Consider the following 26,054-nt stretch of genomic DNA (forward strand, 5'->3'; position numbering starts at 1 on the left):
AACTATTAATTCGCTTAAAATGGATGATAATAGGCATGAATTTTTTATTTGCCAATGCTCATGAATTAGCAGCGTTACTTGAATTGCCTTATATACAAAGATTAGTTTACTTGATGGGAATTCGCCCATACATGGACAGGCAAAGTTGCATCGTAGGTATCAAGCGCAGGATCAGTTATCAATCATTGCGTGAAACACTCTATGTTGGGCCAATAGCTGGGGTAAAAACAGGCAGTCCGAGCCTTCAGCAAATGAAACGGGCTGTTAAATCATTAGAGCGTGCTGGACTTATTGAGATTCAGTCCACTGAAAGGCATTTGATAGTGAAGTGTATTTACGCTGAATTGGATAACCCTGTTTCAAATAAGGCCGTATCGAAGCCGAACCATAATCCCGACACAAACCAGACACAGAAAGATGCTGTAGAATCAGGGGAGTCATGTACATTAAGACAAAAACCCAACATAGGCAATAACCCTGAGCCCGACCCACCTCAGAAGTCAGAAGATAATAATTATATATATGTGTGTAGCAAATTTGAAAAATTTTGGAAAAGTTATCCACATCCTGTTGATAGGGAAGCAGCTTTTTATCAATTTAGAGAGCTTTATCCTGATGATAAGTTATTTGAAAAGATGATGACGGGACTACATGAGCAAATTGAAAGTTATAATCTTTTGATAATGATAGGTGCATGGGTGCCTAAATGGAAGTATCCGGCCAACTGGTTGGCCAAAAAATGTTGGCAAGCAGATCCATATGTGCTTGAGTAATCATTATCAGTTATACGTGACTTGGAAAATCAACAGATAGGTATTCAAGAGGACTGCCGTCTAGATCATACTTAATTTCAGAGATTGGGGAAGCTCGATAACTAGTAAGACTCTGCACTTTGAGAGAGAAGAATAATTTCTTTATCGTCTATTATTATTTTCTGCGTCACTGCAATTTTCCAGCAGTGACGCAGAATTAACAATCCAATCTTAACCAGTAAAATCATGATTTGTAGCTCATTTGTCCGATCACGCTGCTCGGGATTGGACATTATTTACATGATTATTAACCCAACATTAAAATCAAAACAGGGTAAATGATTTTTTAGTTGACGCTTTAGTTAGATATCCGTTTCCATTATGTTATATCAAGGTTTTTATCATTGTTGATTTAATTGATAAGAATAAATAGCCAACCTGTATATTTCCTGCCAATTGGTTGGCTAGTGAGTATTGGAAAGACATTTTCGAGTTTGATAATGCTATCTATCAAGGACACTATTTTTAAAGAACAGTCTGATGATTGGGCAGTGATTTTTTGCTTATAGGATTTTCATTTTAATCAAGCGAGCCTTTTGATAAGTAGTTATCAAGTTGAGACTGAATTAAATAATCAGCATTAATATCGAGAGTTTTAAGCACAATCACTTGTGTGAGTATATTGAAAAAATTTAAGTAGCTTCGTAAATCACTTCTATTGGGATCATCCCATGGTATTTGTTTCATCCAGTCATCAACATAGCTATGCGGCCGATTTATTGGTAATTTACCTGAGTGGGCTAACTGGTTACGTAATGCATGAAAAATGTCATTCTTATTTTGACTTTTATATTGTGCTGGCCAATTTTTTTTTAAAATATAATTAATTATTTCTTTTAAATTCTGAGATTCATCCTTCGGAGTCGCCCCATTAGGATTTTTTTCATGCGGATATAGCCATTCCCAAATAATCATATTAGAAAGAAATCTTGATTCCATATGGTTTATATTTGCTTGGTTAAATAACATTCGGAGGTGAAAGCCATTTTCATATTGAGTTTGCCAATTTTTATCGAGAAGCTTCTTGAGTGCGCTTTTAAAATGGGATTCTACTTCACTTGTTTCAGAAATATGGAGTTGGGATAAATGTGAGATTGGTAGCAATGGATAATAGTTATATTTTCTTCTTGAAGTTAGTCCCCAATTCCAGCCTGTAAGAATAGAGCCAATTATGAGAATATCTTCTATTAACTTTCTTTTTTTTGTTTTATATTTAGTGCCATAACACCCCCCATAATAAAGTACTGAGTCTTCCTGTGATCCCTCAAATTCAATAGATGCTGTTTTATTATGCCTCTTATAATTGCTTTTATTCATAGAGAATACAGGTTGAGTATGAATATAATATTTGTCTATATTTATCGTGAGAGGATCTCTTGAATCAGAATGTAGATAAATGTTATCCAGTAAATATTTTCTCATATTAATAAATCTTCCATGAAATTTGTTTATTCATTTCTTTAAGTATAGATTGTTAATCCTATGCGTCACTGCAAATTCTGTGCAGTGACGCAGGAAAATCACCCAGATTAGACTCAATAAAATCAAGGTATTCAGAGATTTTGTCCTGACGCCCGTCTGGCGTCAGGACAAAATTGTTATCTTGAACTTGTTTAGCGCCTATCTATTTGCTATTTTGAAATAGCATAACTGATGAGCCGTATAGGTGAAACGTCATTGACGTCTTATGCAAAGCCACTTTAACCCTTAACTTGTGGCTGGACGTTTAGTAGGGGCTGTAAAGGTGCAATTTTTAATAATTGTTTGATCAATTTAAAAAATATAGGAGATAACCAATTATAAAATAGCTGTAAATAGGTGAGACCGTTTGCCTTATAACGGTTGATTTGCCCCCCATTTCGAGCATACGGCATTGCCGGGTTTCAACATTGAGTGAGCCGCTCGACCAACACTAAACTCAAAACAGGGCAAATGATTTTTGTAACAAAAAGATAATTCTTCACCCTAAAATCCGAGCAGAGTGGAATGCATATAATAAAAGCATTCAAGGATCTGAAAATATCCCATCAAGTCCTGATGCATATAATAAGGATGATGGTTGGGGTATCCTGGGGTGATTGGCTTGGTATTGGGAATATTTCAACAAAAAATAAATGAAGTGATGAATTGTACTTATATGTCTATCTTTTCTGTAAGGTGGCGTTGTGTTCTCGCTGTCTTATGTTTTTTAGAGTCTTTTATGTATTCCATAACAACTTTCATGGTGATTTCAGTAAATCCTGAAATGGTAGGATTTTTTATAGAAACATTGAAATAACTTCTTTTGAAAATACGGTGGTAAGAAACATTGAGCTCTGACTCATGAAAAATACTATTTACCTTATCAATAAAAGCGCATAAGCAAGATAAGGCTGTTGGTGCAATTCTGAGTGTAGGTGTTTCAAAGAATTGGGGGTTGGCATGCTGAAACAATAAAGCGCTATCTTTCGTTTTGTAATCAGGAACACCATAGAAAAATCGAAAATCATCGATATCTTTTATAACATTAATAATCTGAAACCCTGTATTCATCATGTCCATTACACAAATGCTTTGATGAGCTTTATCTTTAAGCTGACCAACCAAACTGTCCGCCATTTTTAAGATTTCGATCGCTTGGTGCCAGTTTACATTACTATTGTCATTCGGACTTAAAAGAGAAGTGGCTTGAGTGTAGTAGGCCTTGATTTGATTTAAGTAAAATAAAGATCGCTGTTTTCGCTTGTCATGAAAGAACAACCACCACGTGGTTACTACCGCAAAAGCAGCTATTATAGCTGCAATGGCTGTCCAGTCTATACTAGGAGAGTTGGAAACAATTGAAGGAGCTTTAAAATAAAAATCTAACATACAAGCTATCGACTCAAATAGATATGTACCCCAAAGTGTACCCGAGAATTTTTATAAGAGATTTGAATTTCGCCACAACCCAGACTAGATATGGCTCCCCGGACAAGACTCGAACTTGTGACCTAATGATTAACAGTCATCCGCTCTACCGACTGAGCTACCGGGGAATAGGGTCGGAATCTTAAAACGATTCTGATTGAGGGTCAAGTAGATTTAATAATAAATTTTTAAAATCGAGTTTATTTAGGATGTCCTATCGCTGCATCGGTTCCTAATGGACACCTTCTCTCTTTAGGAGACAAGGTGTCTTTGTTCTTTTAACTGCAAAAACGTTGCAGACGGTTTAGGGCATCTTGTAACGTTTCCATGCTGGTCGCAAAGGATAAACGGATGCAGCCTTCATTGCCAAATGCGGAGCCAGGTACTAAGGCAACCCCTTCTTCAACTAAGAGTTTTTCAGAAAATTCAAGGTCATTGGCATAGTCGCGTTGTTCTATGATTGCTTGTACACTTGGGAAAATATAAAAAGTACCATCAGCTGGAATAACTTCTACGCCAGGGATTTCTTGCAGTCTGGAGGCAACGAAGTCGTGTCTTTTGCGAAAGGCTTTTACCATTTCTAAAACACTCTCATTGCTGCCTGTTAGTGCAGCTACAGCTGCTCTTTGTGCGATAGAACAAGGATTTGAAGTCGATTGAGACTGGATGGTTTTCATCGCATTGATTAATGGAGTAGGACCTGCCGCATAACCGATGCGCCAACCAGTCATGGCATAAGCTTTGGATACGCCATTTAATACAATTGTGCGATCATATAACTCAGGACATGCGTAAAGAATGTTAGCAAAAGGTTGACTCCAAAGAATATGTTCGTACATATCATCAGTAGCAATAATAATCTGTGGATGTTTTTTTAAGACCTCAGCGAGAGCTTTTAATTCATCTAAGGTGTAAGCTACCCCCGATGGATTGGATGGACTATTTAAAAAGATCAATCGTGTTTTGGGGGTGATGGCTTCTTCGAGTTGTTGTGCATTGATTTTATAACGTTGTGCTGGAGTTGTAGCGATGATAACAGGTGTTGCTTCAGCCAATAAGACCATGTCGGGGTAAGAAACCCAGTATGGCGCAGGAATAATCACTTCATCACCTGGATTAAGTAGGGCTTGGCAGAGATTGTAACAACTTTGCTTACCACCAACCGAAACTAAAATTTGATTGAGCTGATAATCAAGATCATTATCTTTCTTGAACTTATTTTTAACGGCTTCTTTAAGCTCAGGTATGCCATCAACAGCTGTATACTTGGTGTGACCTTGATTAATGGCCGCGATAGCAGCTTCTTTAATGTAGTCGGGTGTGTCAAAATCGGGTTCACCGGTACCTAGATTAATAACATCATGCCCTTGAGCACGCATTTGGGTAGCTTTTGCTGCTACAGCCAAAGTAGGTGAAGGCTTAACTTTTTGCACGCGTTTTGCTAATGCGATATCCATTTGTTGCTCCTGTGAGATATACTAATAAGATATGAAAGATTTATTTAAAATATATGCCGATTATAAGCCCGCTGGCGACCAGCCGACCGCCATAGCCTCATTAGTTGACGGCTTGAAATCAGGTTTATCCAAACAAACCCTTTTAGGGGTTACGGGTTCGGGCAAGACCTTTACTATAGCACATGTCATTCAGGCCATGCGCCGTCCTGCTTTGATTATGGCTCCTAACAAAACGCTTGCTGCACAACTTTATGGCGAATTTAAAACATATTTCCCCGATAATGCGGTGGAATACTTCGTTTCCTACTACGATTATTATCAGCCAGAAGCTTATGTGCCTGCGTCGGATACCTTTATTGAAAAAGACTCATCCATTAATGAGCACATAGAACAGATGCGTTTGTCTGCAACCAAAGCCTTAATTGAACGTAAAGATGCGATTATTGTCGCAACAGTTTCTGCAATTTATGGTTTGGGTGATCCTGATTCCTACTTACGTATGGTATTACATCTTTCCCGTGGAGAACAATCGGATCAGCGTAAAATTTTAAGACGACTTGCTGAAATGCAGTACACTCGAAGTAACTTATCCCTAGAGCGTGGTCAGTTTCGAGTGCATGGAGATATTATTGATGTTTTTCCTGCTGACTCGGAACGAGATGCAATACGCATTGAATTATTTGATGACGAGGTGGAAAGCATCGCTCAGTTTGACCCGCTTACTGGGGAAATTCTGCGACGTGTGCCGCGGATTACTATTTTCCCTAAAACTCATTACGTGACGCCACGTGATCGTATTTTGCAAACCGTGGATTGGGTTAAAGAAGAGTTGCAAGAGCGCCTGGCTGAGTTTAAGGAGCAAAATAAATTAGTCGAGGCACAACGTCTAGAGCAGCGCACTGTTTTTGATATGGAAATGATGCTGGAGTTGGGTTATTGCTCCGGTATTGAAAACTATTCCCGTTATTTATCGGCGCGTGAGGCGGGTGAGCCGCCCCCAACTTTATTTGATTATTTGCCAGATGAAGCATTGCTGATTATTGATGAGTCCCATGTCACTGTCCCACAAATTGGTGGGATGTACCGAGGGGACCGATCACGTAAGGAAACATTGGTTCAGTACGGTTTTAGACTTCCTTCGGCACTGGATAACCGACCGTTGCGGTTTGAAGAGTTTGAAGGGCGCTCCCCTCAAACGATTTACATTTCAGCAACCCCAGGTTCTTATGAGCAAGAGCATTCTGATAATGTAGCAGAACAGGTAGTACGTCCCACAGGTCTTGTAGATCCTGAAGTAGAAATTCGTCCTGTACGCACCCAGGTTGACGATTTAATGTCGGAAATTCGTTACGTGATCCAACAAAATGGACGGGTTTTAGTAACCACTTTAACGAAACGAATGGCAGAAGATTTAACCGACTATTTGAATGAACATGGCATTAAAGTACGGTATTTGCATTCGGATATCGATACGGTTGAGCGGGTTGAAATTATTCGTGACTTGCGCCTGGGGGTATTTGATGTTTTGGTGGGGATCAATTTGTTACGCGAAGGTTTGGATATGCCAGAAGTCGCTTTAGTTGCTATTCTTGATGCAGATAAGGAGGGTTTTTTACGCTCCGATCGTTCTTTGATCCAAACCATAGGGCGTGCGGCACGTAACATGAAAGGACGTGCGATTCTTTATGCCGATAAGATGACTGGTTCCATGCAAAGAGCCTTGGATGAGACTGATCGAAGACGTGAGAAGCAAAAAGCATTTAACGAAGCACATGGAATCACACCTAAAGGGATTAATAAGTCCATAACCGATATCATGGAAGGTGCTTATCAAGGAAAGCGTAATGCTGCAGTTGCCGAACCAAGTCCGGAATACATGCATTGGTCAACGCAGGAATTAGTGAAACACATTAACACCTTGGAAAAACAAATGTATTTGCATGCAAAAAATATGGAGTTCGAAGCAGCAGCCAAGGTTCGAGATGAATATCTTTTATTAAAAGAGCAATTAATAAAAAGATAGCCCGACAGACATGGATTATGAACCCTGAGGTTCAAGTGGGTAGCGGATGAATCGGTTCAGGCTTCCTACTCAAGGTAGGCTTGCACAACGCCGATTTCAGGATGCTTCCCATGCTGTTAGCATTGGTTCTAAAATCTCTTGCTATCGGGTAGTTTGATTATAACATAGCCATCTTGATCGAAGTCAAGAATAGTGCTGATTTTAATCAATAAAGAGAATTGTTCACTCTATGTGTAAGTTGATGTTTTGGGAAAGATATTCCATGAAATAGTACAAGTTGAAACGAACATCTTTCTTAACTATAGGGCTGCCTAGTAATCGTTTTTTGACCTGACTTATCTATTTTAATATATTAGAATGGCCGTTTGATTCCCAAGAATTTATCGTTTACCATGTTGTAATTATGTCAAAAATTCTACTCCTGTATTTTATTAGAACAACCAACATAAGAGGTTATGATGGCAGCAACTGCGTCAAATATGCTTCCATTGGGGAGCAAGGCACCTGATTTTACTTTAGTGGATACTCGGAACGATCAATGGGTTTCTCTTGCTCATATTAAATCACCCATTGCAACGGTGATTATGTTTTTATGCAATCATTGCCCCTATGTGAAACATATACAAACAAAAATAGTAGACTTGGCTGCAATTTATCAGAAAAAAGGAATTCAATTTGTGGCAATCAGTTCCAATGATGCAGAAAAATATCCTGCGGATGGTCCAGAAAAAATGCGGTTTGAAGCAGAGCTATTTAATTATCCATTTCCTTATTTATACGACGAGTCTCAAGAGGTTGCCATAGCATATCAAGCAGCATGCACGCCCGATTTTTATATTTTTGATAAAGATTTGCTTTGTGTCTATCGTGGCTGCTTGGATGAATCAACGCCTGGGAACAACAAACCAGTGACCGGCGCTCACTTACAAAACGCTCTGGATAATATTCTCGCTGGAAAACCAGTAAGCCCCGAACAAAAACCAAGCTTGGGATGCAATATTAAGTGGAAGGATCATATGTATGGATAATACATAGCCTGGGTTCTAAAATCTAGGTAAGATACTATGGGGCCATCTCGATTAAAGTCAAGAATGACATCGGGCTATATCAGGCTAAAATAGTTTTTTGATGTTTCTAATAATATTTTTTGTTAAAAAATAACATCGAGGATTATTTCGATTGTAAAAATAGCTGTGTCACAGCTATTTTTACAGTTGAAGTAGATTCATAAGAATCATTTCTCATTACATTGTGTGTCGGGCTTCTTGTCGGTTTTCTTCTTCTGATTCTTCTTTTGTAAGCTCTTTTAGATTAAACCAATGGTTAAGAACATCTATGCCATTTGCAACTCCAGGAATTGTAGACGGAAGAGGTGTGATGGCTTTAAATAAAGCATCAAGTCCTCTATAAGTATTTAATGCGATCATAACGCCCTTAACCATTTCAGGTACTTGCTTACACATTAAAATGATGGCGGTAAGCGCATGAATAGAAATATCAATAGCATACTCAGAAGGATTAGCATTTGGGTTATTCCACAAGTCATACAATACTGCCAGACTTGTAAGACCATTGTAAATGATGCAAGCATTTTCCAGATTAATATATTGTCTGGGATTATCAAAAAATCTAGGCATTATTCTTCCCTTAGTAATATGTAATTTAAAGTCTCTACTAAAATCGTTCACCACTTAAAAATTTTAGTAACGCCAATTCTATCATTATCTTAAAATTTTTCAGGATCAGCTATTTCCCAATGTACTTTATAACTCTTAGGAATATCAGAGCTTAATAATTGACCCGGTGTAAGATACTCATAAATTTCATTAAAGGATTTAACTTCTTGCACGGTTACTCGTCTCATGATGTGATTGGGTTTCAAATCGCTGGGGTTATCTAAACCAAGTGAGCCCACCATTTCTAAAAAGCTTTTCATGGTGTTTTTATGAAAATTGGCTACTTGATGTTTTTTCTGATCTACAACCAGGCCATATTGTAATCGTTTATTTTGCGTTGCTACTCCAGTAGGGCAGGTATTTGCATTGCATTGTTTGGTTTGCAGACAACCAGCAGCCATCATCATTGCTCTTGCTGCATTGCACATATCGGCACCTAAGGCGAGATTGGTAAGTAAATCAAATCCATTTGCAACTTTACCACTGCAAATAATACGTATTTTATCCCGTACATTAATCCCTACTAACGCATTATGTACAAAGACTAAACCTGCCTCTAAAGGGGTTCCGATAAAGTTTACGTATTCTTCTGGCGCAGCACCTGTTCCGCCTTCTGCGCCATCTACGGTGATAAAATCAGGTAAGATGTTGGTTTTCAACATCGCCTTACAAATGGCGAGAAATTCGTCTCTACGCCCTAAACATAATTTAAACCCTATGGGTTTTCCATGCGATAAGTCACGTAATTTTTTCACAAAATGCAGCAACCCTATGGGGGTAGTAAAAGCAGAATGAGCCATCGGTGAAACTACATCATGGCCCATAGATACTTTTCTTACCTTAGCTATTTCTTCGGTTAATTTGGCTGCAGGTAATATGCCTCCATGGGAAGGTTTGGCTCCTTGAGATAACTTAATCTCTATCATTTTTACTTCTTTACGATTGGCTTCAGCAGCAAATTCGTTCTCGTCAAAATTTCCTTGTGCATCGCGGCAACCAAAATAGGCCGTTCCAAATTGAAATACCAGATCGCCACCTTGCAAATGATAGGAGCTTAATCCTCCTTCACCAGTAGCTTGGTAAAAACCGCCAATGAGCGCTCCCTTATTCATGGCCATAATTGCTTTACCAGATAGTGCACCAAAGCTCATGCTGGAAATATTCAATCGAGAGGCGTAGTACGGCTGCAGGCAATCGGGTCCTCCTACCATGATTCTTGATTCAACTTCTGAATGATGTTTCGGAGCTAAAGAGTGAAGAGCCCAAGTGTAACCAACACTTAAAATATCGCGTTCCGTACCAAATGGAACTGTATCACGTGTATTTTTTGCACGCTCGTAAATGAGCGAACGTGTTTCACGATTAAATGGGAGTTCGCTTTCATCAGTGGCAATAAAATATTGTTGAATTTCTGGGCGAAGAAATTCTAGGAGATAGCGTACATGACCTAAGACTGGGAAGTTACGTAAAATGGTATGTTCTTTCTGAATCAGATCGTAGATCCAGATTATGATAAGGGGAATAAGAAAAGCGACAAACCATTTAATGCTATGAAACATAACGAATAGGGCAAGCAAAATTAATAAAGCTACCCCAAACCCTACATACCATTGGCGTCTCATTTTAAGTCCTTTTAATCAAAATTGGTTTCCTCTTATTCAGAGAGAGTATCTTTCCGCTTTAGAAAACGGGAGAAGCATTTTTTGCAATCTACAGTAAAATTAATCTAAGTCTGGAATACGGTCCACCATCTCGCTACCACCTACCATTTTGTTGATTTTGTTTTCTAGTGAGTTAATAAATTGTGTCACCTGATGTTGCTGATGCGCTTGTTTATTTTTGCATAATATTAATTCATGACTGATATCAAGTGCAGCAAGTAACAAAGTTTGGAAATCGTCCAGCTGCTTTGATTTCTTTTTATTAATCATTATTTGGTTATTTAATTTCTGCACTGCAAGCAGTAAATTAGGTTCTTCGCCTTCTGGGCATTTAATTTCATAAGTTTTATTGAGTAGTTTAACAGTACACGATTTCATCTGCGTCATGATATAAGACCTTTGCAATTCCATAGAGGGCATGTATGAATAGTAACAATTTTGCTCGCAAGCAGCAATTAGTAGGGTGAACGCTTGCATTAAATCGGTTATCATGAGTTATTTTCTATAAATGAGTTGAATATGTCTGAAGAAAGAGAACATTTGCATTTGCCCGATTATGATGAATTTTCTGCAACGATTGATGTTTTGATGTTGCACATATCTACCAGTTTATTGCATGGAATGATGTGTGGTTACCTATGTGCCGGTGCTGACAGTCACGGCGAGGCATACTTACGCGCTTTATTGAATAATAAAAAAGATGAAGCCAGCCGTAATGCAGTTTTAGCTATGTTTTCTGTTTTTTCTATAAGCCAGCAACAAATTAATACTATGGATTTTGAATTTGAAATGATGCTGCCTGATGATGAGGAATCCTTACTGGTACGAGCGCAAGCTTTTAGCGAATGGTGTGAAGGTTTTACCCAGGCATTGACTTTGTCTGGTATTAGCGCAAACCAATTTCATGAAGAAGAAACACAAGATGCATTTCAGCATCTTATTGAATTTGCTGAGCTTGATTGTGATACATTGGATGTAGATGAAGAAGATGAGCGCGCGTTAATGGAAGTCAGCGAATACGCACGAATGGCTGTACTTCGTTTACACAGTGATTTAGTAATGAATGAGAAAGAACGTGGTGGTCATACTGGAATAACTCATTAAAAAAGGATGTTACTATGATTTCCCAACAAGAATATCAAGCAAGAAGAAACAAATTGGCGCAGAAACTGCCCAAGGACAGTATTGCCATTGTTCCTGCTGCTCGCGAAGTATTACGAAATGGTGATGCACATTATCGTTTTCGCCAGGATAGCCATTTTTATTATTTAACTGGATATAATGAGCCTGATGCATTGTTGGTTCTTATTACAGGAGCAAATACACAGAGTATTTTATTTAATCGTCCACGTAATCCTGCAGAAGAACAATGGACTGGAAAACGCCTGGGGCAGGATGGGGCATTGTCTGAACTGGGTATGCAAGCTGCTTTTCCTATAGACAGTATTATCGAAGAGTTACCCAAATTATTAAATGGAAAATCAGCGATTTATTACACTTTTTCCCGAAATCCAGGAATAGAAAAAACAATCATGCAATCATTAGCGACCCTTAAAGGTCAAGTACGGCGGGGAGTTAAAGTTCCTGACCAGTTGTGTGATTTGGAGCCTATATTAGGTGAAATGCGTTTATTTAAAAGCGATGCTGAGTTGGACTTAATGCGCCGAGCAGCAAGTATTTCTGTTAAAGCACATGAACATGCAATGCGTCGGTGCAAACATTTGGAACATGAGTATCAACTGGAGGCAGAGCTTGTTTATGAACTCAGTCGCCGTGGTTGCCGCAGTGTGGCCTATGATCCTATTGTAGGCTGTGGTGAAAATGCCTGTGTACTGCATTACACTGAGAATAGTAAACCCTTACATCGAGGCAGTTTGGTGCTGATTGATGCAGGGGGCGAGTATGAAAATTATGCTGCTGATATTACGAGAACATTTCCAATCAATGGTAAATTCAGCCCAGAACAAAAAAGTATCTATGAATTGGTACTCAAAGCACAAAAAGCAGGAATTACAGCAATTAAGCCCGGCCTACCCTGGAATGCAGTGCAGCAAATTATGGTGCGCATTTTAACTGAAGGACTAAATGAGTTGGGCATTTTGCAAGGAGAGGCGGACGAATTAATTGCTCAAGAGGCTTATAAACCGTTCTACATGCACAACTCTGGACATTGGTTGGGACTCGATGTTCATGATTGTGGTATTTATAAAATTAATGGCGAATGGCGGCCTTTAGAACCGGGAATGGTCTTAACTGTCGAACCAGGGTTATACATTAGCTCAAATACTTCAGGAGTAGATAAACGCTGGTGGGGTATCGGTGTGCGTATTGAGGATGATGTAGTTGTAACAAAAACAGGTCATGAAGTATTAACTTCAGCATTGCCTGTGGATGTACATGAGATTGAGGCATTAATGCGTGATTAATAAAGAAATTGATATATTGGTTATTGGTGGTGGTTTAACCGGTGCAACCTTAATGCTTGCTTTACAAGAATTAGGCTACAGCACTTTGTTGGTAGAAGCCAAGCCGTTTAGCGATAAAATAAAATCTGACTTTGATGCACGATCCTTAGCACTCTCACCTGCAAGTCGACGTATTTTAAACATGCTTGGAGTTTGGGACCTCCTTAAAGATCATGCAACAGCCATAAACACAATCCATGTTTCCGATCAACATCATTTTGGAGTATCGCGTTTGCAAGGAGAGTTGAATGCTCCTTTGGGCTACGTTGCGGAAATGCAACATATAAATCAGGCTTTGCATCAATTATTACCTCATGACCAACTTATTGCTCCAGCGAGTCTGCATTCTTTGGATTATGAGAATCATTCGGCAACAATTCTTACGGATTCCGGAGAAATAAATATTGCTGCACGTCTCATTGTTGCTGCAGATGGTGCGCAATCTGCGGTGCGTCGTTTTTGTGCGTTACCTGCAAAGACTAAGCTTTATGATCAACAGGCGATTGTAGCTAATGTGGGTTTGCTCAAGCCGCATGAGCACCGTGCTTATGAGCGTTTTACTACGCATGGACCTTTGGCACTTTTACCCATGCAAGAAAACAGAATGTCTTTGGTTTGGGCTGTTTCTCCCAAGGAAGCAGGGCACTTGTTGTCTTTATCCGAGGCTGCATTCTTACAGGAATTACAACAGAATTTTGGTTATCGTTTAGGTCGTTTTGCTAAAGTAGGCAAACGTTTTTCTTATCCTTTACAACAAGTTTTAATGCCAATACAAATGAAATGGCCAGTAGTTTTTGTAGGTAATGCTGCGCATACATTGCATCCAGTAGCAGGACAAGGATTTAACCTGGGGCTTAGAGACGTGGCTACTTTAGCACAATGCATTGCTGAGCAAGGGCTCAATGCAGAGATGTTGCAACATTATGTGCGATTAAGATTGCATGATCAAAAAATTATTACCCGTTTAACAGATGGTTTAATTCAACTGTTTACCAGTCGTTTCCCGGGATTAGGTGTGGCTCGTGGATTGGGATTGGTTGCTCTCGACAATTTTCCTGCTTTGAAGAGCCTTTTAGCACGATATGCACGAGGATTTGGGGGGGTGATTCCTGATTTGGTTTGTGAAATTGCTTTACCAAAACTACAAGAACAGTTATGAAAGGAAAAGAAATGAGTCTGCAATTTAATGTATTAATCGTTGGCGGCGGCATTGTAGGTTTAACCGCTGCTTTGGCTATGGCCCAGCGTGGTTACTCTGTAGCAGTTATTGATGCGGGTTCATTAAAAATCGATAATAAACGATCCGATACTCGAGTTTATGCGATTAATCATGCTTCACAGACTCTGTTGCAGCAATTAAATGCCTGGCAGAATCTGGATAAGAAACGTCTTTCTCCTTACAGTCGTATGTATGTTTGGGATGCAGTAAGTGGAGCGCATATTGATTTTGATTCACGCTACGTTGGAACACGGAGTCTAGGAAACATCATTGAAGAGTCCATTTTAAAAGAAGCTTTATTGCAACAAGTTTTCGCACAGCCCTCCATTCATTTATTTCCTGACAATCGTGTAGAGGAACTATTTAGTGAAGAATCAGGAGTTAAAGTATGCAGCAATCAACAGACTTGGGAGGGGCAATTGTTAATGATCGCCGATGGAGCTAACTCACCAGCACGGCAAAAACTTAAAGTCCCCCTAAACAGCTGGTCTTATGATCAGCATGCATTGGTAGCCACTGTATCTGTTGAAAAACCGCATCAACAAACGGCATATCAAGTCTTTCATGCTAACGGTCCTTTGGCATTTTTACCGCTTGCGGATGTGCATCAATGCTCCATAGTTTGGTCCACTGATCCATCGTATGCAAAAAAACTAATGAGTCTTTCGGATGAGGAATTTAATGCGTCCTTAACGCAGGCATTTGCTAAAAAGCTTGGTCAGATAAAAGTTATCAGTACGCGTCATCAGTTTCCTCTACACATGAGGCATGTGAAACAATATGCAGGCGATCGTTGGTTACTTCTTGGTGATGCAGCACATACGATCCATCCTTTAGCGGGCTTGGGTTTAAATGTTGGCCTGGCTGATGTGAACTCCTGGATTCGGTATTTGGATGCAGCTCAAGATACCCTTTTATCCAGAAAGGCATTAGGCGCTTATCAGCGTGAGCGTAAACATGAGGTATGGCGAATTATCATGCTGATGGAAGGGTTCAAACGCTTATTCAGTAATTCTTTTATGCCCCTTGTTGTCCTGCGTGGTTTAGGCTTAAGTTTATGTAATGGATTTACCTCTATAAAGCGGTTATTTATTCAACACGCACAAGGTGTACAGCAGTAATTTTCTTTAACGAATATCAAATTCTATTTCCATCATATTCTCTTGAATTGATCCACATTTAAAATTAGATGCGTTTATCCCGAAAATATTTTTATTTAATCATACTGCTTAATATTTATTTAATATTTCTTATATACAATCGCTCAGATAGATTTTGGCTTGGTAATTTGAGGGGATTATGTTAGCAAAACTTTCTTCTATTAAATTTTTTGATAAAGGGGCAAATATTGGCAGAAGATTTTTGGAGATGAGCGACCCAGTCGTTGGAAATGAAATAATAAAACTTCAAAAAGCCTCTCTACTTGTTCGTGTAGATGGACGAGCTCCTGATTTCTTTCATCAACAAGGTGGAATTCTTCCACGTGTTACTAAAAGTCAATTGCTACACGTTCGTCATTCTACAGTGTGCGAGTATCAACGATTTAATAAGGATCCTTTTGGATGGGGTGCTTGTACCTCTTTAAAAAATTTAATGGTTTTTATGGATAAAAATAAATCACAAGCACAGGATTCATGGATACATAAGTTTTATGGTAAATCAACTTCACTCATGATGTTAAAATTTAAAACAGGAATTGAAAGTGAAGGGCATGATAATGAAAATGAAGAACTTATTGTGGAACATATTCCATTCAGTCAGTTTATTGCTTCTACGTGTCCTAAATACAGAGAAAAATTCATGAGTGGTGGTTTAGTACCTAATGTCATGCATTACTATAATTCTGATTTACCAAAATCAATGTGCATGAGAGATTTACTTTCTGAAAAAGATGTTCTTGCCTGGTTGTTGATTAACAATGCGGAGCAAACATTTGTTGAGCTTTGCAAAACAGTATACGCTGATATGCCTGAAGAAAAGTTGGGGCGGTTTTTTTTACAGGATCAAAAAATTCTGAGCGCAATTAACAGCGTTTTAAAAACAACAAGTGCATTACAATTGTAGGCCTCTGGATTTTAATTCTACCAGCTCGGCATCAAACGTGCTGCTGATTTTGACCGGAATATGATGGTCAGAGTCAAGCAGCAAGGGATTTGCTAGCGGTATTTGATCCATACGCAAAGATGAGTTTAGCCCAATCATTGCTTCCACACTTCCAAACCCCCACTCATTTCCTATATAGGCAAACGCATCTGAAGGATTAATAGCACAAACAAAATAGTTTTCAATTTCTTCTTTCGTAAATTCCAGGACGTCCCTATATTGTTGATATACTTCAATCTGTTCCATTGGTTTATCCATAATGGAGGTAAATTGTTCTTGAAACTGCTCACTAAATGTAGGGAATTCAATTTTTGCAATCCAAGGATAGGAATTTTCCTGCAGCAACTTTTGAAATGCTCGAAGATAATAGGGATAAAGAAGATATTGTATGTCATATTGACCGTTCACTTTCGCAAAAAAACCCATCCCCACTGCAGTGGCTTTTAATAAAGCAGGTCTTCCTGCCTCTTTAGCTGCCTCATTAACCGCAGTAAGCAGCATCGAAATATCTTCCAGCTGATGCCGGAAATATGCAGCGGATACAAAAATTACCGCATTTTTTTTAGTAAAGGATGAATGAAATTTGTTAGAGGTTGAACGTGCAAGAAATGGAAATCCAGTTCGAATACGAGTAAGGAATTCGTTTGAATCATAGGCTCCAAGGGATGTTTGTGCCTCTTTAAAATCAGTCGGTAAATCTTTAAACAAATGAGTAAACATCGTATTATCAATTTTAGCATTTAACGGATCCAGCATGAACAACGAATAATGCAGATATGAATTTTCAAAGCTGGCACCCGCAAGTGAAAAGATACCTACATCATAGGGGGTTTTCTTTATATTCCTCGGATTTATTCTAGGGTAACCGCCCGAGGCAAAAACAGAGCTATTGGAAAAAACAATTTTTTTAGCTGCGGACAATCGTTCAGTAGGAGATAAAAGTTCGGGATGTGTTAATGGAATACGTGCAAAAAAATCGGATGCTTGCGGAAATGCGATCCCATTTTGAAACACACCGGCTCTATCCCCGGAAACATTGATTGCAGGTATTTTGGTTAATGCTCTACGAAGAGAAAAAGGAGCATCGGTATCATTATGAGCAAAATAATGTTGATTATAAAATATTTTTGCGGATTTTTGAGTTATGTCTAGAAGGTATTGAGGAAAACGTTTATCTAATTCACTCGCTTTAAATTGTGCATAAAGCCATTCTTTTGGGGCTATGGGCAAAGTGGTTTTGTTTGGACGGAAGAGCGTTTTTAAAAACATATAAATCCTCAATATCTTATTCCTGGCAAAGTTATACCATACCAAGGGTTAATTGAAAACAAATTGACCATTATTTTAAAGACTAATCTTGAATTGTCTTGTGAGTATAATAATGACATAATGGTCAATTGTTATATTATTATTGTTATATTATTAAGGATAGCCTCTATGTACAGTCGTATTTTTGCTCAAGCGGGCTTTGGTGCTTTGAGAAAATTTTTTGTTTCTTCCGGAAAAAATAGTTTTACGGTTCGTCTCGGACGTATGGCCCCAGAGACAACCAGTGATACTATTGAACAAGAATTATATAAAGAGCTGAAAGAAAAGGGATTGGTAAAATTAGATAAAATTTTAGGGGAAGAGCAAAAAATTTTACAGGAGCTCCAAGCAAAGCAAAAAGATAGTTTAAATCGAATTAAAGAAGCATGTGTTAGTCCAGCACAAAAACGATTTGCCCAAGGATACCGTATTAACGGATTGTTCTGGAATCTGAAACAAAAAGAAATGAATCAAATTGCAACAAAAAAGGAGTTGCAAATTAGAGATGAGACTATTGACTGGCTAAAAGCACGACAAGATTTGTATGCCGTACTCAAAAATAGTCACGATAAAACACCCGAGAACTCTGACAAAAATTATTTATTAAGTTGAGAAATGCCTTTGATGGTGCAAAGAAAAGAACTTGCAAACTATTGCTCAGCTAACAGATCTCTTGTCATTTAAGCATAAGCTGTAAGCTTATGCTCATTCAAATAATTGCTCCAATTTGGGCAAAACATTATGTAACAATTTTCTTTTGATAGAACCTTGCTGTCCTTAGGATTTTTTTCACTAAGGGAATTATATAGTTTAACTTTGCAAATAGAGTCGCAAACAGTCTTTTCGTTTAGAAAATAGCTGGACAGACTATTTTTTTTTATTAAAATTCGCTGCAAATATAATTATGCAGAATCAATATGACACGATCCATTAAATTTTTAAATAAAGCAGATCAGGAGCAAGCTGCTGAGGAAATGCTTACAGAACAATTGGTTTTTTTTCCCGAGGAGACAGAGTCTCAACTAAGGCTATGTAATTATTTGAAGAATAACTGCCACCAACCAACCTTTAATTATCTATCCACAGATTATGATAAGAGTGTAATTATAGCTGCGGTTCCTAATCTTGGCCCCAAGCAATTGGCGGTATATGCTGGCAAATCATTTGAGAAAGGAGAAATTGTTGGGGAAATAAAAGGTGTTGATTTATTTGGTATTGGAATTAATACTGAGGTCGATCGGCTGGTCAAAGAATATCAAGGAAATTCCACCTTTGTTTGGAAATTGAATTTAGATGATCAAGATGAATATGCTGTAGTAATTGATTTGTTGGAAGCAGGGACAAGTACACGCTGGGTGAACCATGCGAGAACGCCTAATTTAGAAGTAAAAGTCATTTGTCATCAACGACAAGACGAATATGGAAATACTTTATTTGATTACCATGCCTATTATGTTGCATCTCGGAAAATTGCTTTTGCTGATGAGTTGACTATTTCTTATGGAGATGAATATTTTACAAAAGCGCGTCCTCAAATCGTACGCCAACCACAAACTTTGATTGAAGTCCTACATGACCTGGCTAAAGCACAAGATCAAGAGCTAACAACAAGCTCTTTGGGTACACGAGAAGAAATAAAAAAATTTTTCGGTTTATTAACACTGAGAGCAGATATGCGAAAAAAAGAAGCTAAAAGGCAAATGTATTTAGATAAAAATTTAGATCCTAAAATTTATGATTTGCATCAATCAGAAGATGTGGCACGCTTTCAAAAAAATCAAAAAATGGAGCTGCAAGGAAACTCACCTTATCATTTAGTTATTGCACCGACAGAGCGAAGAAAAGGAGAGTATCGTTACTCTTTATTTAGTGGACAGAAAATTCCGGCACGAAAACTCCTATGTCATCTTGTTGGTCAGCAAAGGGAAGATGTTCCCAAAAGGGAAAGCGAGATGAGCTTGTGGGCGAAGCAACAAGGTATTGATACGAATTATTTAGTGCAATCAAGTAGGGGGGGGTATCTTTATACCAAAGAAAAAGCTTCAGAAGCCTATTGCATAGAAGGAGCAAAGCATAAAAATGAAGCGAATGTACGATTTGATTTTAAAACTAATTCTTATATAACGACACGTGAAATTCAACCGGGTGAAGAAATTCTTGCCTTTTATGAAGATTATGATTATAGCGCTTCACCTACTACATTGTCGCAAGTCGTAGCTGATTTTAATGAATCCCAATATTATTACCAAGCTACTTGGAATGAAGTTGGAATCAATATGGAATATGTGATACCCAAAACTCCTGGTTATAATTTAGATGGTTTCGAAGAGAGTGAGACGGCTCTCTCTCAATATTTTGAGGAAGATCAAACAAATGAGTGGGCTCTAACAATAGGTTCTGATTTATATGCGGATGAGAGAATTCCTACACCTGGTCATAATTTAGATTTATATGAGGATGAACCTTTTTGGCATATGGAAAAAGAGCATTCAGAGGAGGAGGAAAACATCCCTGGAAAAAGGAAATCGATGTGGAGCCCAGCGTTCCAATTTGGTGGAACTTCTTCTAACAAAAAACAAAAAAGCTCAGGAATAACAAGGGATGAAAAGGAGGAGAATCTTGGTACAACGACACCAAGAAACTTCAAGTAGTCCACTCTAATTAATGGGTCAGGATGACCCTAAATTAACTTTGAATGGTTGGGTTTAAGCGTGCTTTAAACGTGAAAAATGTTCGCGGCTAAAGGCTACTTTTTCAGCAATTGTCTCATTGGGGTATTCTTGATGGCGCACTTCGATCGCTCGATATCGTTTTAATCCACCTTCCCTGTTGGCAATTTGAATATTTAAGCCTGGACGCGCATTCAATTCGAGCATTAAAGGCCCTTGCTCTTTGTCAAGAACGATATCTACACCAAGATAACCCAGGCCCGTTAGCTCATAGCAACTGGAGGCGATCTCAAGTATTTTATTCCAATAGGGTACTTCTATATTTACAATGGAATTCAGCGTGTCCGGATGATAATCAATGATGTCATTATGATATACTCCACCAAGAGTTTTCCCGGTGGCGAGGTCTACTCCAACCCCAATTGCTCCTTGATGTAAATTTGCTTTTCCACCCGACAAACGAGTCGGAAGTCTCACCATGGCCATGGCAGGATAGCCCAATAAACTAATAATTCGAATATCAGGAATACCTTCGTAGCTTACTTCGGCAAATACCGGGTCTACTACTACTCGTTTCTCTATAATTGCATAATCTGAGGAGCCGCCAAGACTATATGCTCCTGAAAGCAGACAAGATAAGTGGTAACTAAGCTCCTGGGCTGTGGTAAGTTTTCCATTAATTTGTCGATAGCGACCATAGACTTTATCTTTAAAAACTAAAATACCATCTCCACCGGAACCACGTGCAGGTTTAACTACGAAGTCACTATAAGGCTCTAAACGATCCTCTATGGTTTTAATTTGTTGCTCCGTTTCAATGATATCGTATAAAGGCGGAACTGCGATACCAGACTTTAGAGCCAGCTTTTTTGTTTTTAATTTATCATCAACTAAAGGGAAAAGTTTTCGCGGATTGTAGCGTAATACAAAATCCGTATTACGTTGGTTAATACTTAATATTCCATGACTTTTTAAACGACGAAACAGGGTGATCATTCTACATGTCCCGCAAGTGATTTAAAGCGCTTCAACTCAAACAATCGATATCCTCGATATTGGCCGAACCACAATATTAAAGCCAATAGAACTAAAACCAATTCAGGGAAGGCGAAGATTAGATATTGTAAAGGTTCATAGCTCATTGCCCAATAAGAAATAACCGCAGCAACTAGACTGCCTATACCTGATTTTATGGCTTCTGAAGCACCTCGCTCATCCCAGGTAATGCACATGCGTTCTATAGTCATAGTTAAAATGACCATGGGAAATAAAGCAACCGATAATCCTGCATCCAATCCAAGATTGAGACTGAATACACTAATAAAAATCATGAGCAAAATCACGACGGTAAGAATTGCCGCGAGCCGTGGTACTAAAAGTAACCTTAATTGATCCAGATAAAAGCGAGCCAATAGACCAAAAGATACGATAATGACAAAGAGGCAAATTCCCCAGATTACATGGGTTTCTCTAAAGGCCAAAGCAATTAAAACGGGCATAAAAGTACCAAAAGTTTTAATTCCGATAAAATTTCGCAGAATTAAGATAATAAAAGCACCTATAGGTACAGTTAATAAAATCTTATAAGTTTCCTGTGCATTGACTGGCAATTGCAATAATGAGAAACGCAACAGTTGTGAATCGGATTGCAAGCCTCGTGATTTAGCAATACTTAAGGCATTTATGGGAGTGGGGGATACGGTTAAACTAAATTGAGTTTTTTTACCGCCAACGACATTAAATACAGGCTCATTGCCATATTGCCAAATAAGAAAATCTTTAGGTAGGCCTGCTCCACCGGTTTTGGGGTTAATATAAATCCAGCTTTTACCATTGTATACGGCCAAAAATGAACTTAACTCTGCTTTACTTTTTTGGGACAAATAAATTCCCTTTACTGGAATGGCAGAGATTTTAGACTGATTCAAAATTAAAATTGCTGCATTGATAATGAGTTCGTCACTAAAATCATTGCCTGTCAGTAGCTTGGCGTTTCCATCTTTTTTATTCAGTTCTTTAATCGTGCTCTGGGCAAAGGTTTTAATATCTGCAGAGGATTGTCGTACTTGGTTGGTAATGGTTTCAACAGCTGATTTTTGGCTTTCTTCAAGAGATTGGGTTTTGGCTGCTGGGGGTGCTCCTAATGGTGATTCATTTCCTTCGGCTTGACGGAAAATTGCTCGGTAATACAGCGATTGTGCGCCATGAGCGCGTCTAATAGACCAAACTGTTTCCCGGTTATCTCCATTTAAATTTGTTGTTACACCATAATTTCTTGATACGAAATATTCATCAAGAATAGCGAAATGCGGCGGTAAATAAGGAATATTAAAACTTGCTTTAATCGGTGTATTGGGGTCCGCAACAAAACGTAAGTTGGATTCAACCATCCAACTGTTTATTGTTTCTGTATCAGTTAAAGGCACATCGAGTACAAAATGTCGATACAAAAAAAATCCTGTTCCCAGGATCAATAAAGTAAAAATAAGTCCATAAACATGACGCGCGTTGTTTTTCATTGTTTCTTAAAACTCTGGTTTCTTAATGTAAAGGTGAGTGCTGGATTTACTGCACCATTAAAAGCAATGATTGCATCTCTTCCTAAAAGCAAAGGATAGAGGAACCGTTTGCGATTGGTTAAATTTACTTTAATTGTTCTAACTTTATCTCCAAGTTGTAAATTAAGCAGGACAACAGGGCGTTTGATTGGTGCATGTTCCATTATTTCTGATCCATGTTCACCATCGCGAACTTTAATTTTTACTCGACCTTTATATTCTGCTTCAAATACGTATTCTCCACTTTTAGTGGGGACAATAAAACGTAAATAAGGTACGCCATTTTTAGTAATTTCAGTTATATTGGTCGCATTTAATGATGCGGATTTAGCTCCAGTATCCAATTTTGCTGATAAGGTCAAATCTTTCTCGGGAAACGAAACTTTCTCAACATAACCATAAATTTGTACTTCATTTGATGCCATAACCGATCCAGTCATTAGTGCTGCTAAAATAAAGAGAGCAAGTATTGATCTCATTGAATCCTCTTTCCTGAGTTGTTTTAATATTTAGTGCAATATCGTAGCAGGTTTGCCTCCTAAGTCACAACCCGTAAGTGGGTTTAATGAAATATTTTTTGTACGAATTGAGTGTGATCTTTGTTATCAGTGTACAATAAATCTGTATCTTTTTAATCCATGATGAGGTGATTATTGACATCAAGATCAATGATCCCTATAATCCGCCCCAACCTTAACCGATGGCCATTTCTGTGTGTAAGTAATGTCTCTTAACGGCGAAGAAGATACACCTTTAAAATCAGAAGAACTTGTTTTTCTCTTGGCAATCGCCGGTCGTATCGACGCGCAAAGTAGACTCCTCGCTCAAAAACTTGATAAAAATCGTTACATTTACCACGCTTATGCCATTGTAGATTCTCTAAGTTCCTCTTACAGCATGTTTAAATACTTTATGGAAGTATTTATTCGTAAGACTGATGCTGACTACATACACAAAATACTCACTTCTCCTGAGGGAATCGCAGCAATTACCGCAGAAGCAATTTTTTTAGTGTCTTTTTCCTTCCTGGCAAGTGTTTTTGAGAAAGAAGAAAAGGATTCCGTAAAAAAATTCATAGTGACCGCTTGGCCCTATTTTCGCGATGTAATGAAGGGCTTGAAAAATGCGTATAAAGGCTGGCGAAGTACAGTACAAATTATAAGTCTGATCAGTGGGATGGATCTTAAGTATATGGTTGTCCCTGTAGGACTGGTATTAGGTGTATTTGCTGCAGCTAACCGATTTTGGATACGCAGCATGGTTGAAAAGCGTAAAAGGCAAATGGATAAAAACGGAGAGCTTTTAATTGAAATCCAACAGTTGAGTTCTTTAACCCCATTAGATCGAGAATACTATTTATCACGAACCGAGTATCAGACTCATGAAGATCGGGTTTACGCTTATTTAGCATTAGGGACAGGTGGTTTGCTGGATGGATTATATTTTTATGTTGGGGTGGTAAGTCTTTCTGTTCTTTCACCGCATCTTCTTATCGCCATGTCAATCATTGGTGCGATTTACACACTCTCTTGCGTTATTTCACGAATTTATGAAGAATATGATTTTCAGTTACGCCTCAAAGCGACTCAAACTCACTGTAAATTAGCAATCACAACCAAAGAGTTGGAATTAACTTATGCCAAATTGCTTGAGTTTCAGGAGAAAAAAGAAAAAAAAGCGGAGGATTTACTTGAAATCCAAAGATTGAAATTAGAAGTATGTGAGTTAATTAAGAACTTTGAAAAAGAACGTCAATTATTAAAGGATCAAACAACGCACAATTATTTAACCGCGGGTTTGTTAGGAATAAAGTATGGCTTATATGCCTACGGCGTATTGACCCAAATCTTATTTACGGTTACCGCAGTATTTTCAATCGCCGCAGTCAGCTTCCCCCCCGCTTTATTGGCTGTATTTATCGCTTCTGGCCTGGCATTTATGATTGGGATGATAGCCTATACCTTGCATGCACATTATCAGCATATGCAGAAACGAGAAACGGAGCTCAACAAAGAACATCCTTACGACCAAATTCTCGAGATGAAGAAAAATATAGAGCAGCAAAAGGATGTAAAGATTTTATCTGCGGAGGGTTTTAATACGTCATTAAAAGATGGGCTTAAACCAGATCCTTCGCCGCAGAATTTTTTTCAAGAGTGGTTGGAGTGTATCCGTTCTACTTTCTCTGGTTTATCCAAAGGAAATAATTTCTCCAATTTTGTAATGACCCCTTGTCAGGAAATTGATTCCGAAGGAGATTATCATGACACTCCGGTAATGGGTGCATTGGCGATAGCGAATGGCGTTTTATTTTCATTAATTCTTGGACTTCGAGCTTTGGCACGGGGATTGGGGCGTCCGCCTAAAGGACAGGTTACTAAAACGGAAGGAACTGCTCCTGTCGATGAGTCGATGGATAAAATAAAAACCCAGCCTCAAGGGGAATCACGTGAGCGAAAAAGTAAAGCCTCTGATTCCCTGTCGCGACACGATTCATTGTTTTGGTGCTTCTTTACTCCTTCTTCTAAGCCTAAAAAACCTCCACAAAACCCAATACTGCCTCATTCATTGAGCGATACCACTCTAAATCATTACCCTACTGCCGGCAGTACAATTCAGGGTTTAGATTAGGATCATTATACATTTTAAATTGATGATAGATTCTAAAAGTACGTTTTTGTGCTTTTACTTCCTCAAGTAGTTCCTTGAAACACTGAGCCAATTGTTCTAATTGTTGATTAATGGTTGCTAATTTATGAGTACAATTTTTCCGATGCTCTTCCACAACGTCTTCACGCTTGGTTTGCAGTTCCATGTGATAAGATTTCAAGGATAAAATAGAAAGTCTGTCAATAATCATTCCCGGTGATTCAGAGTGAACGGGACAAGTATGATAATCTGCAGGTTGCAGTTCGTTGAAAAGCCATGCGTCCATTGCTTCCATGCGGTTATTACGTAATTGGTTGAATCGGTCAATTTCGCGTTTCGCTTGGTATACAAACTCATATCCTTGATCATCGCGGCGGGCCCTATCTTCTGCGTGCCAGAGTTGGTAGTTAAAAGCATGATTTTCTTCAACTAAGCGATAGAGTTTTTCGTACTGATGTACTATACCCGAAGCTTTCCATAGAGTGATGGAATTTTTATGTAGAGTGATGATTTTTTCGACATTAATGCGATCTGGCATATTTTATTCCTTTCTTTGAAAATGAAA

The 26,054-nt window shown here is 38.5% G+C and carries 22 protein-coding genes, 1 tRNA gene and 1 other RNA gene; 11 read left to right on the forward strand and 13 right to left on the reverse strand.

The genetic code is table 11. The features are described 5' to 3' along the window. Window positions 1–35 precede the first annotated feature (35 nt). Entirely contained in the window at window positions 36–773 is a 738-nt protein-coding gene (locus Ltuc_RS01590) for a hypothetical protein (protein WP_058519612.1), read from the forward strand. Between the two features lie 558 nt (window positions 774–1,331). Here the strand turns inward: Ltuc_RS01590 and Ltuc_RS01595 are convergent. The 4 genes from Ltuc_RS01595 to Ltuc_RS01610 form a co-directional block, all read right to left on the reverse strand. Beyond that, window positions 1,332–2,234 carry a hypothetical protein gene (locus Ltuc_RS01595; protein ID WP_058519613.1) on the reverse strand — a complete coding sequence of 301 codons (903 nt, stop codon included), beginning with the start codon at window positions 2,232–2,234 and terminating at the stop codon, window positions 1,332–1,334. A gap of 711 nt (window positions 2,235–2,945) precedes the next feature. After that, window positions 2,946–3,662 (reverse strand): hypothetical protein, encoded by a 717-nt coding sequence (locus Ltuc_RS01600; protein WP_058519614.1) that lies wholly within the window; start codon window positions 3,660–3,662, stop codon window positions 2,946–2,948. 91 nt (window positions 3,663–3,753) lie between these two features. Next, a tRNA-Asn gene (locus tag Ltuc_RS01605) sits at window positions 3,754–3,829 on the reverse strand. 150 nt (window positions 3,830–3,979) lie between these two features. Continuing rightward, window positions 3,980–5,158 (reverse strand): pyridoxal phosphate-dependent aminotransferase, encoded by a 1,179-nt coding sequence (locus tag Ltuc_RS01610; protein ID WP_058519615.1) that lies wholly within the window; start codon window positions 5,156–5,158, stop codon window positions 3,980–3,982. A 31-nt stretch (window positions 5,159–5,189) separates the two neighbouring features. Between Ltuc_RS01610 and uvrB the strand changes: the two genes are divergently transcribed. Next, window positions 5,190–7,181 carry an excinuclease ABC subunit UvrB gene (gene uvrB / locus Ltuc_RS01615; RefSeq protein ID WP_058519616.1) on the forward strand — a complete coding sequence of 664 codons (1,992 nt, stop codon included), beginning with the start codon at window positions 5,190–5,192 and terminating at the stop codon, window positions 7,179–7,181. On the opposite strand, the gene ssrS is transcribed toward uvrB, so the two are convergent. Continuing rightward, window positions 7,176–7,335, reverse strand: a non-coding RNA gene (gene ssrS / locus Ltuc_RS14810) — 6S RNA. The two genes, uvrB and ssrS, sit on opposite strands and share 6 nt — an antisense overlap. Window positions 7,336–7,639: 304 nt before the next feature. On the opposite strand from ssrS, the gene Ltuc_RS01620 reads away from it, so the two are divergent. After that, window positions 7,640–8,209 (forward strand): thioredoxin family protein, encoded by a 570-nt coding sequence (locus tag Ltuc_RS01620; RefSeq protein WP_058519617.1) that lies wholly within the window; start codon window positions 7,640–7,642, stop codon window positions 8,207–8,209. Between the two features lie 216 nt (window positions 8,210–8,425). On the opposite strand, the gene Ltuc_RS01625 is transcribed toward Ltuc_RS01620, so the two are convergent. From Ltuc_RS01625 to Ltuc_RS01635, 3 genes are all read right to left on the reverse strand, one after another. Continuing rightward, window positions 8,426–8,818: a hypothetical protein gene (locus tag Ltuc_RS01625; RefSeq protein WP_058519618.1), complete on the reverse strand. Its 393-nt coding sequence runs from the start codon at window positions 8,816–8,818 to the stop codon at window positions 8,426–8,428. Between the two features lie 89 nt (window positions 8,819–8,907). Further along, window positions 8,908–10,479 carry an FMN-binding glutamate synthase family protein gene (locus tag Ltuc_RS01630; RefSeq protein ID WP_058519619.1) on the reverse strand — a complete coding sequence of 524 codons (1,572 nt, stop codon included), beginning with the start codon at window positions 10,477–10,479 and terminating at the stop codon, window positions 8,908–8,910. Window positions 10,480–10,578: 99 nt separating this feature from the next. Beyond that, window positions 10,579–10,905, reverse strand: coding sequence for a cell division protein ZapA (locus tag Ltuc_RS01635; RefSeq protein ID WP_058521565.1), 327 nt, complete (start codon window positions 10,903–10,905; stop codon window positions 10,579–10,581). Window positions 10,906–11,037: 132 nt separating this feature from the next. Here Ltuc_RS01635 and Ltuc_RS01640 point away from each other — a divergent pair, with 132 nt between their 5' ends. From Ltuc_RS01640 to Ltuc_RS01660, 5 genes are all read left to right on the forward strand, one after another. After that, window positions 11,038–11,622 (forward strand): UPF0149 family protein, encoded by a 585-nt coding sequence (locus Ltuc_RS01640; protein ID WP_058519620.1) that lies wholly within the window; start codon window positions 11,038–11,040, stop codon window positions 11,620–11,622. Between the two features lie 14 nt (window positions 11,623–11,636). Continuing rightward, window positions 11,637–12,944: a Xaa-Pro aminopeptidase gene (gene pepP, locus Ltuc_RS01645; protein WP_058519621.1), complete on the forward strand. Its 1,308-nt coding sequence runs from the start codon at window positions 11,637–11,639 to the stop codon at window positions 12,942–12,944. After that, on the forward strand, window positions 12,937–14,142 hold the full coding sequence (gene ubiH, locus Ltuc_RS01650; protein ID WP_058519622.1) for a 2-octaprenyl-6-methoxyphenyl hydroxylase: 1,206 nt from the start codon (window positions 12,937–12,939) through the stop codon (window positions 14,140–14,142). The genes pepP and ubiH overlap by 8 nt, the downstream gene beginning before the upstream one ends. Window positions 14,143–14,153: 11 nt before the next feature. Continuing rightward, the gene (locus tag Ltuc_RS01655) at window positions 14,154–15,323 is read left to right on the forward strand and encodes a UbiH/UbiF/VisC/COQ6 family ubiquinone biosynthesis hydroxylase (RefSeq protein WP_058521566.1); all 1,170 of its coding nucleotides are present in this window, start codon (window positions 14,154–14,156) and stop codon (window positions 15,321–15,323) included. Window positions 15,324–15,501: 178 nt separating this feature from the next. Further along, a complete protein-coding gene (locus tag Ltuc_RS01660) occupies window positions 15,502–16,266 on the forward strand; it encodes a hypothetical protein (RefSeq protein WP_083498024.1) in 765 nt (254 codons plus the stop codon). On the opposite strand, the gene Ltuc_RS01665 is transcribed toward Ltuc_RS01660, so the two are convergent. Beyond that, window positions 16,255–17,574, reverse strand: a complete 1,320-nt coding sequence (locus Ltuc_RS01665; RefSeq protein ID WP_058519623.1) for a hypothetical protein — start codon at window positions 17,572–17,574, stop codon at window positions 16,255–16,257. The genes Ltuc_RS01660 and Ltuc_RS01665 overlap by 12 nt on opposite strands. A 168-nt stretch (window positions 17,575–17,742) precedes the next feature. On the opposite strand from Ltuc_RS01665, the gene Ltuc_RS01670 reads away from it, so the two are divergent. Together Ltuc_RS01670 and Ltuc_RS01675 are read left to right on the forward strand one after the other, a co-directional pair. Further along, window positions 17,743–18,225, forward strand: a complete 483-nt coding sequence (locus Ltuc_RS01670) for a hypothetical protein (RefSeq protein WP_058519624.1) — start codon at window positions 17,743–17,745, stop codon at window positions 18,223–18,225. A gap of 305 nt (window positions 18,226–18,530) precedes the next feature. Further along, complete coding sequence (locus Ltuc_RS01675; RefSeq protein WP_058519625.1) at window positions 18,531–20,264, forward strand: SET domain-containing protein-lysine N-methyltransferase; 1,734 nt, start codon at window positions 18,531–18,533, stop codon at window positions 20,262–20,264. Between the two features lie 54 nt (window positions 20,265–20,318). Here the strand turns inward: Ltuc_RS01675 and Ltuc_RS01680 are convergent, their stop codons facing one another. Genes Ltuc_RS01680 through Ltuc_RS01690 form a run of 3 tightly spaced genes read right to left on the reverse strand, consistent with a single transcriptional unit; the run spans window position 20,319 to window position 23,319 of the window. Then, a complete protein-coding gene (locus Ltuc_RS01680) occupies window positions 20,319–21,278 on the reverse strand; it encodes an alpha-L-glutamate ligase-like protein (RefSeq protein ID WP_058519626.1) in 960 nt (319 codons plus the stop codon). Next, window positions 21,275–22,801, reverse strand: a complete 1,527-nt coding sequence (locus Ltuc_RS01685) for an inactive transglutaminase family protein (protein ID WP_058519627.1) — start codon at window positions 22,799–22,801, stop codon at window positions 21,275–21,277. Before Ltuc_RS01685 ends, Ltuc_RS01680 begins: the two co-directional genes overlap by 4 nt. Next, entirely contained in the window at window positions 22,798–23,319 is a 522-nt protein-coding gene (locus Ltuc_RS01690; protein WP_058519628.1) for an ATP-dependent zinc protease family protein, read from the reverse strand. The genes Ltuc_RS01685 and Ltuc_RS01690 overlap by 4 nt, the downstream gene beginning before the upstream one ends. 244 nt (window positions 23,320–23,563) lie before the next feature. On the opposite strand from Ltuc_RS01690, the gene Ltuc_RS01695 reads away from it, so the two are divergent. Next, window positions 23,564–25,471, forward strand: a complete 1,908-nt coding sequence (locus Ltuc_RS01695) for a hypothetical protein (protein WP_058519629.1) — start codon at window positions 23,564–23,566, stop codon at window positions 25,469–25,471. Here the strand turns inward: Ltuc_RS01695 and Ltuc_RS01700 are convergent. Continuing rightward, window positions 25,437–26,027 (reverse strand): DUF4254 domain-containing protein, encoded by a 591-nt coding sequence (locus Ltuc_RS01700; RefSeq protein ID WP_058519630.1) that lies wholly within the window; start codon window positions 26,025–26,027, stop codon window positions 25,437–25,439. The genes Ltuc_RS01695 and Ltuc_RS01700 overlap by 35 nt on opposite strands. Window positions 26,028–26,054: the final 27 nt, after the last annotated feature.

The sequence above is a fragment of the Legionella tucsonensis genome (genome assembly GCF_001468035.1).
GTDB lineage: Bacteria > Pseudomonadota > Gammaproteobacteria > Legionellales > Legionellaceae > Legionella > Legionella tucsonensis.

Bases quoted from the DNA above. Each gene is read 5' to 3' on its own strand.
- Ltuc_RS01670 (WP_058519624.1), top strand. From the start codon at position 17,743: ATGTACAGTCGTATTTTTGCTCAAGCGGGCTTTGGTGCTTTGAGAAAA.
- Ltuc_RS01630 (WP_058519619.1), bottom strand. From the start codon at position 10,479: ATGAGACGCCAATGGTATGTAGGGTTTGGGGTAGCTTTATTAATTTTG.
- Ltuc_RS01655 (WP_058521566.1), top strand. From the start codon at position 14,154: ATGAGTCTGCAATTTAATGTATTAATCGTTGGCGGCGGCATTGTAGGT.
- Ltuc_RS01620 (WP_058519617.1), top strand. From the start codon at position 7,640: ATGGCAGCAACTGCGTCAAATATGCTTCCATTGGGGAGCAAGGCACCT.
- Ltuc_RS01695 (WP_058519629.1), top strand. From the start codon at position 23,564: ATGTCTCTTAACGGCGAAGAAGATACACCTTTAAAATCAGAAGAACTT.
- Ltuc_RS01685 (WP_058519627.1), bottom strand. From the start codon at position 22,801: ATGAAAAACAACGCGCGTCATGTTTATGGACTTATTTTTACTTTATTG.
- Ltuc_RS01610 (WP_058519615.1), bottom strand. From the start codon at position 5,158: ATGGATATCGCATTAGCAAAACGCGTGCAAAAAGTTAAGCCTTCACCT.
- Ltuc_RS01690 (WP_058519628.1), bottom strand. From the start codon at position 23,319: ATGAGATCAATACTTGCTCTCTTTATTTTAGCAGCACTAATGACTGGA.
- Ltuc_RS01635 (WP_058521565.1), bottom strand. From the start codon at position 10,905: ATGACGCAGATGAAATCGTGTACTGTTAAACTACTCAATAAAACTTAT.
- Ltuc_RS01700 (WP_058519630.1), bottom strand. From the start codon at position 26,027: ATGCCAGATCGCATTAATGTCGAAAAAATCATCACTCTACATAAAAAT.
- Ltuc_RS01660 (WP_083498024.1), top strand. From the start codon at position 15,502: ATGTTAGCAAAACTTTCTTCTATTAAATTTTTTGATAAAGGGGCAAAT.
- Ltuc_RS01600 (WP_058519614.1), bottom strand. From the start codon at position 3,662: ATGTTAGATTTTTATTTTAAAGCTCCTTCAATTGTTTCCAACTCTCCT.
- uvrB (WP_058519616.1), top strand. From the start codon at position 5,190: ATGAAAGATTTATTTAAAATATATGCCGATTATAAGCCCGCTGGCGAC.
- Ltuc_RS01595 (WP_058519613.1), bottom strand. From the start codon at position 2,234: ATGAGAAAATATTTACTGGATAACATTTATCTACATTCTGATTCAAGA.
- Ltuc_RS01640 (WP_058519620.1), top strand. From the start codon at position 11,038: ATGTCTGAAGAAAGAGAACATTTGCATTTGCCCGATTATGATGAATTT.
- Ltuc_RS01675 (WP_058519625.1), top strand. From the start codon at position 18,531: ATGACACGATCCATTAAATTTTTAAATAAAGCAGATCAGGAGCAAGCT.
- pepP (WP_058519621.1), top strand. From the start codon at position 11,637: ATGATTTCCCAACAAGAATATCAAGCAAGAAGAAACAAATTGGCGCAG.
- Ltuc_RS01625 (WP_058519618.1), bottom strand. From the start codon at position 8,818: ATGCCTAGATTTTTTGATAATCCCAGACAATATATTAATCTGGAAAAT.
- Ltuc_RS01590 (WP_058519612.1), top strand. From the start codon at position 36: ATGAATTTTTTATTTGCCAATGCTCATGAATTAGCAGCGTTACTTGAA.
- Ltuc_RS01680 (WP_058519626.1), bottom strand. From the start codon at position 21,278: ATGATCACCCTGTTTCGTCGTTTAAAAAGTCATGGAATATTAAGTATT.
- Ltuc_RS01665 (WP_058519623.1), bottom strand. From the start codon at position 17,574: ATGTTTTTAAAAACGCTCTTCCGTCCAAACAAAACCACTTTGCCCATA.